General features: G+C 70.5%; 12 protein-coding genes and 1 pseudogene. 7 read left to right on the top strand and 6 right to left on the bottom strand.

Annotation, left to right across the window (positions count from 1 at the left end):
• The first annotated feature begins 161 nt into the window (after positions 1-161).
• A complete protein-coding gene (locus MKK75_RS27640) occupies positions 162-2,153 on the top strand; it encodes an OPT family oligopeptide transporter (protein WP_244045681.1) in 1,992 nt (663 codons plus the stop codon).
• A 17-nt stretch (positions 2,154-2,170) separates the two neighbouring features.
• Here the strand turns inward: MKK75_RS27640 and MKK75_RS27635 are convergent, their stop codons facing one another.
• The 3 genes and pseudogenes from MKK75_RS27635 to MKK75_RS27625 form a co-directional block, all read right to left on the bottom strand.
• Positions 2,171-2,932 carry an amino acid ABC transporter ATP-binding protein gene (locus MKK75_RS27635; protein WP_244045680.1) on the bottom strand — a complete coding sequence of 254 codons (762 nt, stop codon included), beginning with the start codon at positions 2,930-2,932 and terminating at the stop codon, positions 2,171-2,173.
• Positions 2,929-3,609 (bottom strand): annotated as a pseudogene (locus tag MKK75_RS27630) (amino acid ABC transporter permease). Before MKK75_RS27630 ends, MKK75_RS27635 begins: the two are co-directional and overlap by 4 nt.
• Before the next feature lie 187 nt (positions 3,610-3,796).
• Positions 3,797-4,573, bottom strand: a complete 777-nt coding sequence (locus MKK75_RS27625) for an amino acid ABC transporter substrate-binding protein (RefSeq protein WP_244045679.1) — start codon at positions 4,571-4,573, stop codon at positions 3,797-3,799.
• A 331-nt stretch (positions 4,574-4,904) separates the two neighbouring features.
• Between MKK75_RS27625 and MKK75_RS27620 the strand changes: the two genes are divergently transcribed.
• Positions 4,905-5,831 (top strand): dihydrodipicolinate synthase family protein, encoded by a 927-nt coding sequence (locus MKK75_RS27620; protein WP_244045678.1) that lies wholly within the window; start codon positions 4,905-4,907, stop codon positions 5,829-5,831.
• Positions 5,832-5,957: 126 nt separating this feature from the next.
• Here MKK75_RS27620 and MKK75_RS27615 read toward each other — a convergent pair whose 3' ends face one another.
• Positions 5,958-7,199 (bottom strand): pyridoxal phosphate-dependent aminotransferase, encoded by a 1,242-nt coding sequence (locus MKK75_RS27615; protein WP_244045677.1) that lies wholly within the window; start codon positions 7,197-7,199, stop codon positions 5,958-5,960.
• A gap of 261 nt (positions 7,200-7,460) precedes the next feature.
• Here MKK75_RS27615 and MKK75_RS27610 point away from each other — a divergent pair, with 261 nt between their 5' ends.
• The 4 genes from MKK75_RS27610 to MKK75_RS27595 are packed head-to-tail and all read left to right on the top strand — an operon-like array spanning position 7,461 to position 10,640.
• Positions 7,461-8,879, top strand: a complete 1,419-nt coding sequence (locus MKK75_RS27610) for a cytochrome ubiquinol oxidase subunit I (protein ID WP_244045676.1) — start codon at positions 7,461-7,463, stop codon at positions 8,877-8,879.
• A gap of 7 nt (positions 8,880-8,886) precedes the next feature.
• Complete coding sequence (gene cydB, locus MKK75_RS27605; RefSeq protein ID WP_244045675.1) at positions 8,887-9,894, top strand: cytochrome d ubiquinol oxidase subunit II; 1,008 nt, start codon at positions 8,887-8,889, stop codon at positions 9,892-9,894.
• Positions 9,845-10,015 (top strand): DUF2474 domain-containing protein, encoded by a 171-nt coding sequence (locus MKK75_RS36205; protein WP_313901896.1) that lies wholly within the window; start codon positions 9,845-9,847, stop codon positions 10,013-10,015. The genes cydB and MKK75_RS36205 overlap by 50 nt, the downstream gene beginning before the upstream one ends.
• A gap of 55 nt (positions 10,016-10,070) precedes the next feature.
• Positions 10,071-10,640, top strand: coding sequence for a GbsR/MarR family transcriptional regulator (locus MKK75_RS27595; protein WP_244045674.1), 570 nt, complete (start codon positions 10,071-10,073; stop codon positions 10,638-10,640).
• 30 nt (positions 10,641-10,670) lie between these two features.
• Here MKK75_RS27595 and MKK75_RS27590 read toward each other — a convergent pair whose 3' ends face one another.
• Together MKK75_RS27590 and MKK75_RS27585 are read right to left on the bottom strand one after the other, a co-directional pair.
• The gene (locus MKK75_RS27590; protein ID WP_244045673.1) at positions 10,671-11,366 is read right to left on the bottom strand and encodes a GntR family transcriptional regulator; all 696 of its coding nucleotides are present in this window, start codon (positions 11,364-11,366) and stop codon (positions 10,671-10,673) included.
• Between the two features lie 330 nt (positions 11,367-11,696).
• The gene (locus tag MKK75_RS27585; RefSeq protein WP_244045672.1) at positions 11,697-12,662 is read right to left on the bottom strand and encodes a LysR family transcriptional regulator; all 966 of its coding nucleotides are present in this window, start codon (positions 12,660-12,662) and stop codon (positions 11,697-11,699) included.
• A 122-nt stretch (positions 12,663-12,784) separates the two neighbouring features.
• Here MKK75_RS27585 and MKK75_RS27580 point away from each other — a divergent pair, with 122 nt between their 5' ends.
• Complete coding sequence (locus MKK75_RS27580) at positions 12,785-13,714, top strand: ring-cleaving dioxygenase (protein ID WP_244045671.1); 930 nt, start codon at positions 12,785-12,787, stop codon at positions 13,712-13,714.
• Positions 13,715-13,743 lie beyond the last annotated feature (29 nt).

The following is a 13,743-nucleotide window of genomic DNA, read 5'->3' as shown; positions in this document are numbered from 1 at the left end:
GTCCCTCACGCAACCCGTGGCCGGGCCGGGCGACTGCATCACATCGGCGGTATGACCCCGGGGCAGATCGACCCAGGCGGCGATCCGTTCGGGTTCGAGACGCGCCGTGGGGGAAAGTTTCCGGCCCTTGTGCAGTTGCCGTACGGCAGCACGAGTGACCGATGGACGCCCGCAGCCCGACGCCGCCGAAGACGCAGGAGAGTCCAGCGGAGCTGACCCTGCGCGGCATCGCCCTCGGCGCGGCCATCACGATCGTGTTCATGGCCGCCAACCTCTACATGGGGTTGAAGACCGGAATGACGTTCTCGTCGTCGATCCCGGCCGCGATGATCTCGATGGGCGCGTTCCGTCTGATGGGCGGCGCCGGCATCCTCGAGAACAACATCGTGCAGACGCAGGCCTCGGCCGCCGGCACGCTGTGCAACGTCATCCTGGCGCTGCCGGGCCTCGTCCTCGTCGGGCACTGGCACGGCTTCCCGTTCTGGCAGACCACCGCGGTGTGCCTGCTCGGCGGCCTGCTCGGCGTCGCCTTCTCGATCCCGCTCCGCCGGGCCCTCGTGGCCGGCAGCGACCTGCCCTACCCGGAGGGGATCGCCGCCGCCGAGGTGCTCCGGACCGGCCAGGAGGAGGGTGGCGGCCAGGGCCTGCGCGACCTGCTGGCGGCCGCGGGCGTCGCCGGGGCGATCGGATTCGCCACCACCGGCCTGAAGGTCCTCGGCGACGGCCTGAGCGGCGCGATCAGCCTCGGCGGGGCGGCGTTCCGCGCCGGGACGGGTTTCTCGCTGGCGCTGGTCGGCGTCGGCTACCTCGTGGGCATCGGCGCCTGCCTCGCGCTCCTCACGGGCGTCGTGATCGCCTGGGGGATCGCGGTGCCGGTGCTGACCGCCCTGTCGCCCGATCCCGGCACATCCGCCGGCGCCGCGGCCGAGGCCGTCTGGTCCGATCAGGTGCGGCTCATGGGCGCCGGCATCATCGCAGTGGGCGGCGTGTGGACGGTCTGCTCGCTGGCGAAGCCGATCCTCGGCAGCATCCGCGCGGCGCTCTCGGGCAGCGGCGGCCTTGGCAAGGACCATCCCCGCGAGGAGCGCGACCTGCCGATCACCTGGGTGGGCGCCGCGACGCTGGGCTTGAGCGTGCCGCTGGCGGTCCTGTTCTGGCTCTTCGCGAAGCCCGCCGATCTCGGCGGCCTGCTAATCGTGTTGGCGCTCGCCGCGACGCTGTTCACGGTTCTGTTCGGCTTCCTGATGGCGGCGGCCTGCGGCTACCTCGCCGGCCTGCTCGGATCGTCGTCCAGCCCGATCTCCGGGATCGGGATCCTGACCACGATGGCGACCGCGCTGCTGCTGCCGCTGATCCTCGGCCATTCCGCCGGGCCGGAGGGCGACCGGTTCGTCACCGGCATGACCCTGCTGCTGACCGCCGTGATCGTCACGACCTCCTCGATCGCCAACGACAACCTGCAGGACCTGAAGACCGGGCAGGTGCTGGGTGCCACGCCCTGGCACCAGCAGGTCGCGCTGATCCTTGGCGTGGGGATCGGAGCCGTGGTGATCGCCCCGATCCTGTCGCTGCTCTTCGAGGCCTACGGCTTCGTCGGCGGGCCGCTGCGCGCGGGGCAGGATGCGGGCAGCGCCATGCCGGCGCCGCAGGCCGCCCTGATGACACAGATCGCCAACGGCATCGTCCACGGGACGCTACCCTGGCGCATGGTGCTGATCGGGGCCGGGCTCGGGGCGGTGCTGGTCGCCGCGGAGACGTGGCTGAAGCGGCGCAACCTCACCTTCCCGGCGCTGACGGTCGGGATCGGCATGTACCTGCCGCTCTCCGTGGAGATGACGATCGCCATCGGCGGCGTGCTCGGCTGGGTCGCCGAGCGCCGGCTGCGCGCCCGGGTCCGCGGCGGGGATGTCGATCGGGCCGTGGGCGCCACCCGCCGCCGGGGCGTCCTCCTGGCATCGGGCTTCCTCGTGGGGGAGAGCTGCGTCGGCGTGCTGCTCGCTGGCGCCGATCTCCTGGCCGGGCACAGCGCATCGCTCGCGATCGCGGGCAAGGATTTTGGCCCTTATGCGACGGGGCTCGGCCTCGCGGTCTTCCTGGCGGCGCTCGCGGTGTATCTGCGGCTGGTCTCGAGCCCGGAGCGGCCGGTGTCCTGATACGGCCCGCGCGCCGGTCAGCCGTTCTGCGCCGCCTCGCCGAGCAGCGTCCGGACGAAGCGGCGGGTGCGCGGATCCTCCGGCCGTCCGAACAGGTCGGCGGCCGGGCCCTGCTCGACGATCGCGCCGCCCTCCAGGAACACCACCCGGTCGGCGACCCGCCGGGCGAGGCGCAGATCATGCGTGGCCATCAGCATCGTCATGCCCTCGCCCGCGAGACCGGCCAGCACGTCCACCACCTCGGCGGCAAGTTCCGGATCGAGGGCCGAGGTCGGCTCGTCGCAGAGCAGCAGGCGCGGGGACGGCGCGAGCGCCCGGGCGATCGCCACCCGCTGCTGCTGGCCCCCTGAGAGGCTCGCGGGCCAGTCCGTCGCCTTGTGGGCGAGGCCGACGCGCTCCAGCAGGTCCATCGCCCGGGTCCGCGCCTTCGCGGGCGTCCACCTGGCCACGGTGACGAGCCCCTCCGTGACGTTCTCGATCACGGTGCGGTGGGGGAAGAGCTGGAAGTTCTGGAACACCATCCCGGTCTGGCGGCGCACGGCGAGCACCTCCCGCCGGGGCGGCGGGTGCCCGGTCCGGAAGGCGAGGCGGATCTCGCCGAGCGTGAGCGTGCCGCCTTGCGGGATCTCCAGGAGGTTCACGCAGCGCAGCAGCGTCGACTTGCCCGAGCCCGACGGGCCGATCAGCGCCGTCACCCGCCCCTCCGGAACGTCGAGATCGACGCCCCGCAGGACCGGGTTGGCGCCGAAACGCTTCTCGATGGCCGACAGGGCGATCACGCGCGCGCCTCCAGGTAGCCGCCGTAGCGCCCGAGGTGCCGTTCCAGGAGCGTCTGGAGGCCGGACAGGAGCGTGGACAGGACGAGGTAGATCAGGGCGGCCTCGCTGTAGAGGATCAGCGGCTCTTAGGTGATCGCGACGATGCGCTGGGCGGCCTGGAACAGCTCGGGCACCGTGATGGCGGCGGCGAGCGAGGTGTCCTTCACGAGGGCGATGAAGGAGTTGGCCAGCGAGGGCACCGCCACCCGCGCCGCCTGCGGCAGGATCGTGCGGCGGAGCGCCTGGGCGGGCGTCATGCCGATCGCGTAGGACGCCTCCCACTGGCCCTTCGGGATGGAGGCGATGGCGGCGCGCACGATCTCGGAGGTGTAGGCGCCGACATTCAGCGTGAACCCGATCACCGCGGCTGGAAAGGCGTCGATCAGGATCCCGGCGCTCGGCAGGCCGTAGAAGATCACGAAGAGCTGGACGAGGAGCGGGGTGCCGCGGAAGATCCAGACGTAGAGCCACGCCAGCGCCGCCAGGGGACGGGGGGCGAACAGGCGCACGAGGGCGGTCCCGAGGCCGAGGGCGAGCCCCAGCGCGAAGGCGATCAGGGTCAACGGAACGGTGAAGCGCAACCCTGCGACGAGCAGCGGCCCGAGCGACTGGAGCATGAGGTCGAGCCAGTGCGGCACGGGGCGGCGTCTCCTTCCGGGGGCTTGGTTCAGAGATCTGTATCGGAGAAAGGGCCGGCTCCGCGCGTCTCCCTCCCCCGCCGAGGGGGGAGGGAGGGTCGCGGGGATGCTCCCGCCTCATGGTCTGCGGTCCGAACCGGTGTAATCCGATGCGCGTCGCGGCGTCACGGGGCTCCCTTCGGACGATCTACTTCGACACGTCCGCGCCAAAATACTTTTGCGCGATCGCCGCGTAGCTGCCATCGGCCTTGATGTCTTCCAATGCCTTGTCGAGGGCGGCCTTCAGCGCGGGGTTGTTCTTGCGCAGGATGATCCCGGACGCGTCCGCGTCGGCCTGCTCGGCGGCGATCTTCACAGGGGCGTTCGGCTTCTGCTTGCGGAAGTCGAGGAACGACAGGCTGTCGTTGACGGTGGCGTCGGCCCGCCCGGTGAGGACCAGCTGCACCGACTGATCGAACCCGTCCGTGCCGATGAGCTCCGCCCCGGACTGCTCGGCGAGGCGGGCGAAGTTGCTGGTCAGGCTCTGGGCGGCCTTCTTGCCCTTCAGGTCCGCGAAGGACGCGATGTCGGTCCGGTCGGCCTTGGTGATCAGTACCGCCCGGGAGCGGATGTACGGCTCGGAGAAGTTGAACTTCGCCTGCCGCTCCTTGGTGATGCCGACTTGGTTGATCACCACGTCGTAGCGCCCACCGTCGAGCCCCGCGATCAGCCCGTCCCACTTGCCTTCGAGAAACTGCGGCGTGACGCCGAGCTTCTCGGCAACCTTGCGGCCGATCTCGACGTCGAACCCGACCAGCGCCCCGGAGGCATCGTGGAACGTGAAGGGCGCGTAGGTGCCCTCGGTGCCGATGCGCAGGGTCTTGGCGGCCCGGATCGCATCGAGGTCGTCGGCCCGGGCGGGGGCGCCGAGGAAGAGAGCCGAGATACCCAGCAAAGCGGCCAGACCGGTCGAGAAACGTCGCATCCGAAAATACCTCACGCCGATAACAATGATCTCTCGCGGTAACCAAAGTCGATCTCGGACCCGCACGTACATTCGGTCAATGAATCGAGTCGGGCCGTCAAGGCAAGAGAGCGGATCGATCGTGGCGAATCCGAGCGCCGTCGCGCCGGTCTACTCCGGCCGGGTCGGGATTGTTCTGGGCCCGGGGCTGAAACTCAGCTGGCCCTCCTGTCACGCCGGCAGCTCCGCCCCGCGACGATCCCGAGCGGCGTTCGTGCTAGGAGGCGGCCCGCCCCGATCAGATCGTGATTCGCGGGGCGGAACCTCTGGCTCCGCGGCACAAGGACCGCCCATGACCTCGTTCGCCCAGCCCTATCGCGGCGTCTTTCCGGTCGCCCCCACGGTGTTCGACGCCTCCGGCGCCCTCGACCTCGACGGGCAGCGCCGGGCGATCGACTTCATGATCGATGCCGGCAGCCACGGGATCTGCATCCTCGCCAACTTCTCCGAGCAGTTCGTGCTCACCGACGACGAGCGCGAGCGGGTGATGCACGCCGTGCTGGAGCATGTGGCGGGCCGCGTGCCGGTGATCGTCACCACGACGCACTTCGCCACGCAGGTCTGCGCCGAGCGCTCCCGCCGGGCTGAAGCCGCCGGGGCCGCCATGGTGATGATCATGCCGCCCTATCACGGGGCCACGATCCGCGTGCCGGACCTCGGCATCTACGAGTTCTTCCGCGCCGTCTCGGATGCGATCGCGATCCCCATCATGATCCAGGACGCGCCGGTCTCTGGCACGCCGCTCCCGGCCGCCTTCCTGGCGCGCATGGCCCGGGAGATCGCCAACGTGTCCTATTTCAAGATCGAGACCGCCCAGGCCGCCGCGAAGCTGCGCGAGCTGATCGCACAGGGCGGCGACGCCGTGATCGGCCCCTGGGACGGCGAGGAGGCGATCACCCTGATGGCCGACCTCGACGCCGGCGCCACCGGGGCGATGACCGGCGGCGCCTACCCGGACGGGATCCGCCAGATCACCGACGCCTACGCGGCCGGCCGCCGCGAGGCGGCGCTGGACGCCTACGCGCGCTGGCTGCCGCTGATCAACTACGAGAACCGGCAATGCGGTTTGCTCGCCTGCAAGGCGCTGATGGCTGAGGGCGGCGTGATCGCCCACGAGACCGCGCGCCTGCCGATCCAGCCGCTCCACCCGGCGACCCGCGCCGGCCTGATCGAACTCGCCCGGCGGAACGATGCGCTGGTGCTGCGCTGGGGGCGGTGAGATTTGTCGAGGGCGGAAACGCAGCGGCCTGACAGGCGTGCTGCGCTTCCGCCCTCGAACATGTCGCGACATTGCAGGACGTGACGCCCCCTCTCCCCGCGTGCGGGGCGAGGGGGATCCCGGCATTCACGCCGGACCTGAACCCCGGCCGGTTCGCCCGTCTCGCCCCAGCACCCCCGACAGCCGCGCCACCGCCTCCCGCGCCAGGTCCGGGCTGATGGCGAAGCAGATCCGCACCAGCCCCTCGCCCTCCGGCCCGAAGGCGGTGCCGGGCGCGACGCCGACTTTCGCCTCACGCAGCAGGCGGAGCGCCAAGTCGAGGCTCGGCTCGTCGCCCCCCATCCGGGCCATCAGGTAGAAGGCGCCGTCCGGCGGGGCGGCGGTGACGCCGGGCAGGCGGGACAGGCCGTCCACCAGGATCGCCCGGGCCTCGGCGCAGCGGTCGACCATGGTGCGAATGAAGCCGTCGCCCTCGTTCAAGGCGGCGATGCAGGCGTGCTGCACGAAGGTCGAGATCGAGGTGGTGCTGTACTGCCCGAGCTTCGCGAAGGTCGGCGCGAGGCCGCGCGGAAAGATCACCCAGCCGGCGCGCCAGCCGGTCATGGCCCAGTTCTTCGAGAAGGTGTTGGTGACGATCAGCCGGTCGTCCGGCTCGCAGATCTGCAGGAAGGACGGGGCGATCCGGTTGCCGTAGGTGAAGTGCGCGTAGACCTCGTCCGACAGGATCCACAGGCCCCGGGCCCGGGCGAGGTCGCGCAGGGCCGTCATCTCGGACAGCGGCATGGTCCAGCCGGTCGGGTTCGAGGGCGAGTTGATCATGATCACCCGGGTCCGGGGCGTCAGCGCCGCCTCGATATCGGCGAGCGGCAGGGTGAAGCGCCCGTCCGGCAGCCTGCGGTAGGGCACCGCCACCGGCACGCCGCCGGCGATGCGCACGGCCTCGCGCAGGTTCGGCCAGGCCGGGGAGGGAATGATGATCTCGTCGCCGGGCTCCAGCAGCACCTGTGCGGCCTGCATGATCGCGTTCATGCCGCCAGCCGTGACGGCGAACCGGTCGGGCGGGATCTCAACGCCCCAGTGGCGGGCGTGATAGGCGCCGAGCGCCTCGCGCAGGGCCGGCAGGCCCAGGGAGGTCGTGTAGCGGGTGTGCCCCGCCAGCATCGCCCGGTGCGCCGCCTCGACGATGAACGGCGGCGTCGGCAGGTCGCCCTCGCCGATCCAGAGCTTCACCACCTCCGGGTCGTCCCGCCCGCGATCCGCCACGAGGCCGATCTGGCTCGTGCCGATGCCGCGGATGCGGTCCGACAGGACGGCGTTGAGATCGACCGGAGCGGCTTGGGCGGGGGTGTCGGCAACGGAAGCGGCCATGGGGCGCGAAAAGCTCTCGTGGTGTCCGGGCGCGGCCGACGGGGGCGCTTCTCGGCCCTTCGGCCCGATGCGTTGCCGTGCCGGCAGGGTCCCGATCGTGGGGGACGGGCTGAACCTGCCGTGTCCGGCCGTGCGCGTCCAGAGCCCGCGCGGATCTTACGCTGCCGCGGCCCGGCCGGCGACACGTAGACATTATCGTCTTTTCAGAATTTTCTGAAATTGCTATACCGCGAGTCGCGATTCCCAGGCCGGAGACCCGCCGTGCTCGCTCATCTCGATCCGCTCATCCTCGCACGCGCGCAGTTCGGGTTCACGGTGGCGTTCCACATCGTGTTCCCGTCCTTCTCGATCGGGCTGGCGAGCTACCTCGCGGTGCTGGAGGGGCTGTGGCTCGCCACCGGGCGGCCGGTGTTCATGGACCTGTTCCGGTACTGGCTGAAGATCTTCGCCATCGCGTTCGCGATGGGCGTCGTGTCCGGGCTGGTGATGTCCTACCAGTTCGGGACCAACTGGTCGGTCTTCTCCGACAAGACCGGGCCGGTGCTCGGGCCGATGATGGGCTACGAGGTTCTGACAGCCTTCTTCCTGGAGGCCGGCTTCCTCGGGGTGATGCTGTTCGGGATGCGCAAGGTCGGCCCACGGCTGCACTTCGCCGCGACCCTGATGGTGGCGATCGGGACCTTCGTCTCGGCCTTCTGGATCCTGGCGGTGAACTCGTGGATGCAGACGCCGACGGGCTACGGCTCCAACCCGCAGGGGCAGTTCGTGCCGCTGGACTGGTGGGCGGTGGTGTTCAACCCGTCCTTCCCGTTCCGCCTCGTCCACATGGTGCTGGCGGCCTACCTGACGACCGCCCTGGTGGTCGGCGCGGTCGGCGCCCGGCACCTGCTGCGCGACCGGGCCAACCCGGCCGCCCGGACGATGTTCTCGATGGCGATGTGGATGGCGGCCCTGGTCGCCCCCGCCCAGATCCTGGCCGGCGACGCGCACGGGCTCAACACCCTGGAGCACCAGCCCGCCAAGGTCATGGCCATGGAGGGCCATTACCGGAGCCATCCGGACGGCGCCCCGCTGATCCTGTTCGGCCTGCCCGACCAGGAGGCCGGCACGGTCCGCTACGCGGTGGCGATTCCGAAGCTGTCCTCCCTGGTGCTGAAGCACGCCTTCGACGCGCCGCTCGCCGGCCTCGACAGCCTGCCCCGCAAGGACTGGCCGCCGGTGCCGATCGTGTTCTGGTCGTTCCGGGTGATGGTCGGCATCGGCATGCTGATGCTCCTCTTGGGCTGCCTCAGCCTGCTCGCGCGCTACAAGGGCCGGCTGTACGCCTGGGCGCCCCTGCACCGCTTCGCCCTCGCGATGGGGCCGGCCGGCTTCGTCGCGGTGCTGGCCGGGTGGATCACCACCGAGGTCGGGCGCCAGCCCTACACGGTCTACGGCCTGCTGCGCACGGCGGACTCGGCCTCGCCGCTCGACGGGCCGGCCGTGGCCGCCTCGCTCACCGCCTTCGTGGTGGTCTATGTCTCGGTGTTCGCCATGGGGACGCTCTACATCCTGCGCCTCATGGCCAAGCCTCCGCAGGTCGGCGAGCCCGGGCTCGAGCCCGGCGCGCCGATCCGCACCGCGGGCCTCACGCCCGCCCCGGCGGTCGATCCCGACCGCCATCTTCAGCCCATCGGGTGAGGCAGCCATGCTGTACAGCGTCGATCTCACCGTCGTCTGGGCGTTCGTGATCGCCTTCGCGGTCTTCGCCTACATCGTCATGGACGGCTTCGATCTCGGCATCGGGATCCTGTTCCCGACCCTGCGGCCGGGACCCGAGCGGGACACCGCGATGAATTCCATCGCCCCGGTCTGGGACGGCAACGAGACTTGGCTGGTCATGGGCGGGGGCGGCCTGTTCGCGGTCTTCCCGCTCGCCTACGCGGTCATCCTGCCGGCCCTCTACGCGCCGATCCTGGCGATGCTGCTCGGGCTGATCTTCCGGGGCGTGGCCTTTGAGTTCCGCTGGCGCGATCCCGGCCACCGCGCCGCCTGGGACGCGGCCTTCGCGGTCGGCTCGGTCGTGGCGGCCCTGGCCCAGGGGATCACCCTGGGGGCGCTGCTCCAGGGCATCGCCGTGAAGGGCCGCGCCTATGCGGGCGGCTGGTGGGACTGGCTGACGCCGTTCAGCCTGCTGGTCGGCGTCAGCCTCGCGGTCGCCTACGCGCTGCTCGGAGCGACGTGGCTGGTGATGCGCACCGAGGGCCTGCTCCAGCTCCAGGCCCGGCGCCACGCCCAGCGACTCACCCTCGCGACGGTGGCGGCGGTCGCCCTCGTGAGCGCCGCGACCCCGTTCCTCCAGGGGCGCTACTTCGAGCGCTGGCTGGCGATGCCGAACGTGCTCCTCACCGCGCAGGTGCCGCTCCTCGTGGCACTCGCGGCCTTCGCCCTGTGGCGGACCCTGCGGGCCGGGGCCGAGCGGGCGCCGTTCCTGATCGCGCTCGGGCTGTTCGGCCTGTCGTTCCTGGGGCTCGGCATCAGCATCTACCCCGACATCGTGCCGGGGCGGATCACCATCTGGCAGGCGGCCGCCCCCGAGGCGAGCCAGATCTTCCTGCTGGTCGGCGCCGCGGCGCTGATCCCGATCATCCTGGCCTACACCGCGTATTCCTACTGGGTGTTCCGCGGCAAGGTCGACACGCACGGGTATCACTGATGGCCCCCCCGCGCCGCTCCCCCTGTGGAAGCGCCTCGCCTGGTTCGTGGCGATCTGGGCGCTCAGCATCGTCGCCCTCGGATCGGTCGCGACGCTGCTCCGGTTCTGGCTCAGGACCTGATAGGCTCCCCGAAAACCCGGCCTCGACCGGGATCCTGGTCCCGTCGGAACGCCCCGTGCATCTGCCCCCCCTCGTCCAGACCTTCGTGCTCCATTTCGGCGAGATGGGCTCCCGGTGGGGCATCAACCGGACGGTCGGGCAGATCTACGCGGTGCTGTTCGTGTCGGAGCGGCCGCTCAACGCCGACGAGATCGTCGAGCGGCTCGGCGTATCGCGCTCCAATGTCAGCATGGGCCTGAAGGAGCTGCAGGCCTGGAATCTCGTGCGCCTCCAGCACAGGCCCGGGGACCGGCGGGACTACTTCGCCACGCCCGAGGATGTCTGGCAGATCGTCCGCACCCTGGTCGAGGAGCGCAAGAAGCGCGAGATCGACCCGACCCTGACCATGCTGCGCGAATTGCTGATGCAGGAGGTCGAGACCGACGCCGAGCGTCACGCTCAGGCCCGGCTCGGGGAGATGCACGACCTGTTCGAGCTGTTCACCGGCTGGTACGACGACATGCGCCGGCTCGACACCGACCGCCTCGTCCAGCTCCTTACGCTCGGCGCGAAGGTCCAAAGGGTGCTTGAGGTGAAGGATCGGCTGACCCGTTTCGGCGGCCGGGCCGGCAAGCGCGTGGACTGAGGTTCCCGGCGCGACGGCGGCCGGATCCGGTCAGAGCCGGGCCAGCCCGTCCCGGTAGATCGCCACGAGGCAGACGCCGACAGTCTCGATATGGGAGCGCAGCGCCGCCGCCGCCGCTTCGACCTTCCGCGCCTCGCACAGGGCGAGGATCTGCGTGTGTTCCTCCTGGGCGCGCGCGATTTCCCCGGAGGCCGCAAGCTGAAGGCGGGTCGGGCGGTCGCAATCCTGCAGCAGGCCCGAAACGATGGTCAGCGCGCGCGGGCGGTCCGCGTGGCGCAGCAGGTCGAAGTGGAAGCGCCGGTTCAATTCGCCCCAGCGCAGGACCTCGCCGGTGCTCAGCGACTCCCCGTATGCCGCCAGCACGACGCGCAGATCCTGAAAGTCCTCATTCGTGAGTCGGGGGGCCGAGAGCGCCAGGAGCTGCGGCTCAAGCTCGATGCGCAGCTTGAAGATGTCTTCCACCTCTTCCAGCGACAGCCCTGAAACCACGGCGCCCCGGTGCGGCACGATCTTGACGAGGTTTGCGGCCTCCAGTTGCAGGAGGGCTTCCCGGATCGGGATCCGGCTGATCCCGAATTCCTCCGCCAGCGCATCCTGGCGGAGCTGGACACCCGGACGCAGCTCGCCGTTCAAAATCTGCTGCCTCAGCGAATCTGCCACAGCCGCCGCGACCGTCTTATGCCGCAGCCGGTCAGGCACACGCCGCCCGGGAACCGCTGTGAACATCGAGGCCTCGACTAGACGGTATACACTCATACATAGCATCCCCAGCCGGCGAAATCCTGCGGCCTTCGGCTTGGACTATAGTCCTCGCATACGTCAGGTTGTCGTGCAAGCCGATGATAAACCTGACGGAGCGATTTCCGCGATACGGCCAACCTCGTAGGTCTCTAGGCACCGTGTAGGCCGAACGGGATGCCGGCCCGCGACCCTGGATGCGAAAAAACGGTTCACCTGTGCACAAACCGGGATGGTACGCCGGATCCGGTATTGTCGATCTATCAATCTGGTATTGGAGCTCCATTAATAAGGTGAGCTGCCAGGGGACATGCCACCTTAAGGTATATCGGGTTCAGCCGGAGGCAAGGAATCGCGCGATGCGGCCGCCCCGGATGGCCCCGCCCAGGGGGCATGGGCGAGGCGTTGCGTCAGATGGATGATGAGGGCCGTGACGCGCGCCGGCCGGGGATCGCCGGGTGGCGTGACGAGATGCAGCGCGATCGGCGGTGGTGACCAGTCGGGCAGAACCCGCTCCAGGCGGCCGGCTTCCAGATCATCCCAGATCATGAAATCGGGTTGGAGCGCGAGGCCGAGGCCGGCCCGGACCGCCGGGGCCAGCGCATCGGCGTTGTTGGCCCGCAGCGGCCCCCCGGGAGTGACCACGGCCTGCGCGCCGTGCGTATTGACGAAGCGCCACCGGTCGGGGGTCGGCAGATAGGCGTAGCCGAGGCACGCGTGGCGGGCGAGGTCATCCGGATGCCCGGGGCGGCCGTGTCGGTCGAGATAGGCGGGGGTCGCCACCAGCGAACGGCGGACCGCGCAGAGGCGCCGGGCGCGCAGCGACGAATCCGGCAGGGCCGCAATGCGCAGGCCGATGTCGAACCCGCCGCCCACGAGATCGACCACCGCGTCCGAGAGGTGCAGGTCGACCGACACGGCCGGGTGCCGGCGCAGGAAATCCGGCAGCAGCGGCGCAACGTGCATCACCCCGAAGGTCATCGGGGCCGCGAGCCGCACCAGCCCGCGCGGCTCCGCGGCGCACGCCATGGCCTGCGCCTCGGCGGCCTCGCCCTCCGCCAGGATGCGCGCGGCGCCCGTCTTGGCGGCCAGTCCCGCCTCCGTGAGTGCGAGCTTGCGCGACGTGCGGTTGAACAGCCGGGCGCCGATTCGGAGTTCCAGCCGGCCGACCGCCTTCGACACGGTGCCCTTCGACAGCCCGAGATCCGCGGCGGCCCGCCCGAAGGAGCCGGTCTCCGCCACCTTGGCGAACACCGCCCAGGCCTCGAAATCAGGCAGTCTCATGGGTCATATCCGGAAACGATGGGTTTCCATCGTTTCTATTTTCGGAACCGGTGGCAAGAGGCACAGTGCGGTCATCGCGAAACGCACCGCGCCCGGCGCGGCAGGCTTCAGGAGACAGCGCCATGATCGAGACCGGCCTCCACCACGTCACGGCCTTCTCCGGGCCGGCCCTGCGCAACCTCGATTTCCACACCCGCGTGCTCGGGCTGCGGCTGGTGAAGAAGACCGTCAACTTCGACGATCCGGGCACCTACCACCTCTATTACGGCGACGCGGCCGGGCGCCCCGGCACGATCCTGACCTTCTTTCCCGTCGAGCGGGCCGCTGCCGGCCGTGTCGGCGTCGGCGAGACGCAGGAGACCGCCTTCCGAATCCCCCGCGCCTCCATCGGCTGGTGGACCCACCGTCTGATCGAGAAAGGCGTCGCCCACGAGCCGCTCGTCCAGGTGTTCGGCGCGCCGACCCTGCGCTTCCGTGACCCGGACGGCATGATGCTGGCGCTGGTCGGTGTGGACGACGTCGAGGCCCAGGCCCAGGCCTGGGTCTCCGCGGAGGTTCCCGCCGAGCACGCCGTCCGCGGCCTGCACGGGGTCACGCTGCTCCTCGATGGGGCGGAGCCCACGGCCGCGATCCTCACGGAGGTGCTGGGCCTGCACGAGGCCGGCCGCGAGGGCAACCTGATCCGCTTCGCGGGCAGCGCAGCGATCGGCGGTTTCGTGACCCTGCGGGCCGTGGGGGGCTTCCTCCCGGGGCGGCCCGGCGCCGGCTCGGTCCACCACATCGCGTTCCGGGCGGCGGACGACGCCGCGCAGGCCGCGATGGGCGAAGCGCTCGCCGCCCGGGGCCTCAACGTCACCGAGCAGCGCGACCGGCAGTACTTCCGCTCGATCTACTTCCGAGAGCCGGGCGGCGTGCTGTTCGAGATCGCCACGGACGCGCCCGGCTTCGCGGTCGACGAGCCGGTCGAGGCTCTCGGTCGGGCCTTGAAGCTGCCCGCCGGACTGGAGCCGCACCGGGCCGAGATCGAGGCGGTGCTGCCAAAGGTCGCCTGAAGCAAGCGAGCCCGCTCCGCGTCCCGCGG

The organism is Methylobacterium sp. J-030, from assembly GCF_022829545.1.
GTDB lineage: Bacteria > Pseudomonadota > Alphaproteobacteria > Rhizobiales > Beijerinckiaceae > Methylobacterium.
This window is presented reverse-complemented; position numbering and strand designations above follow the sequence as displayed.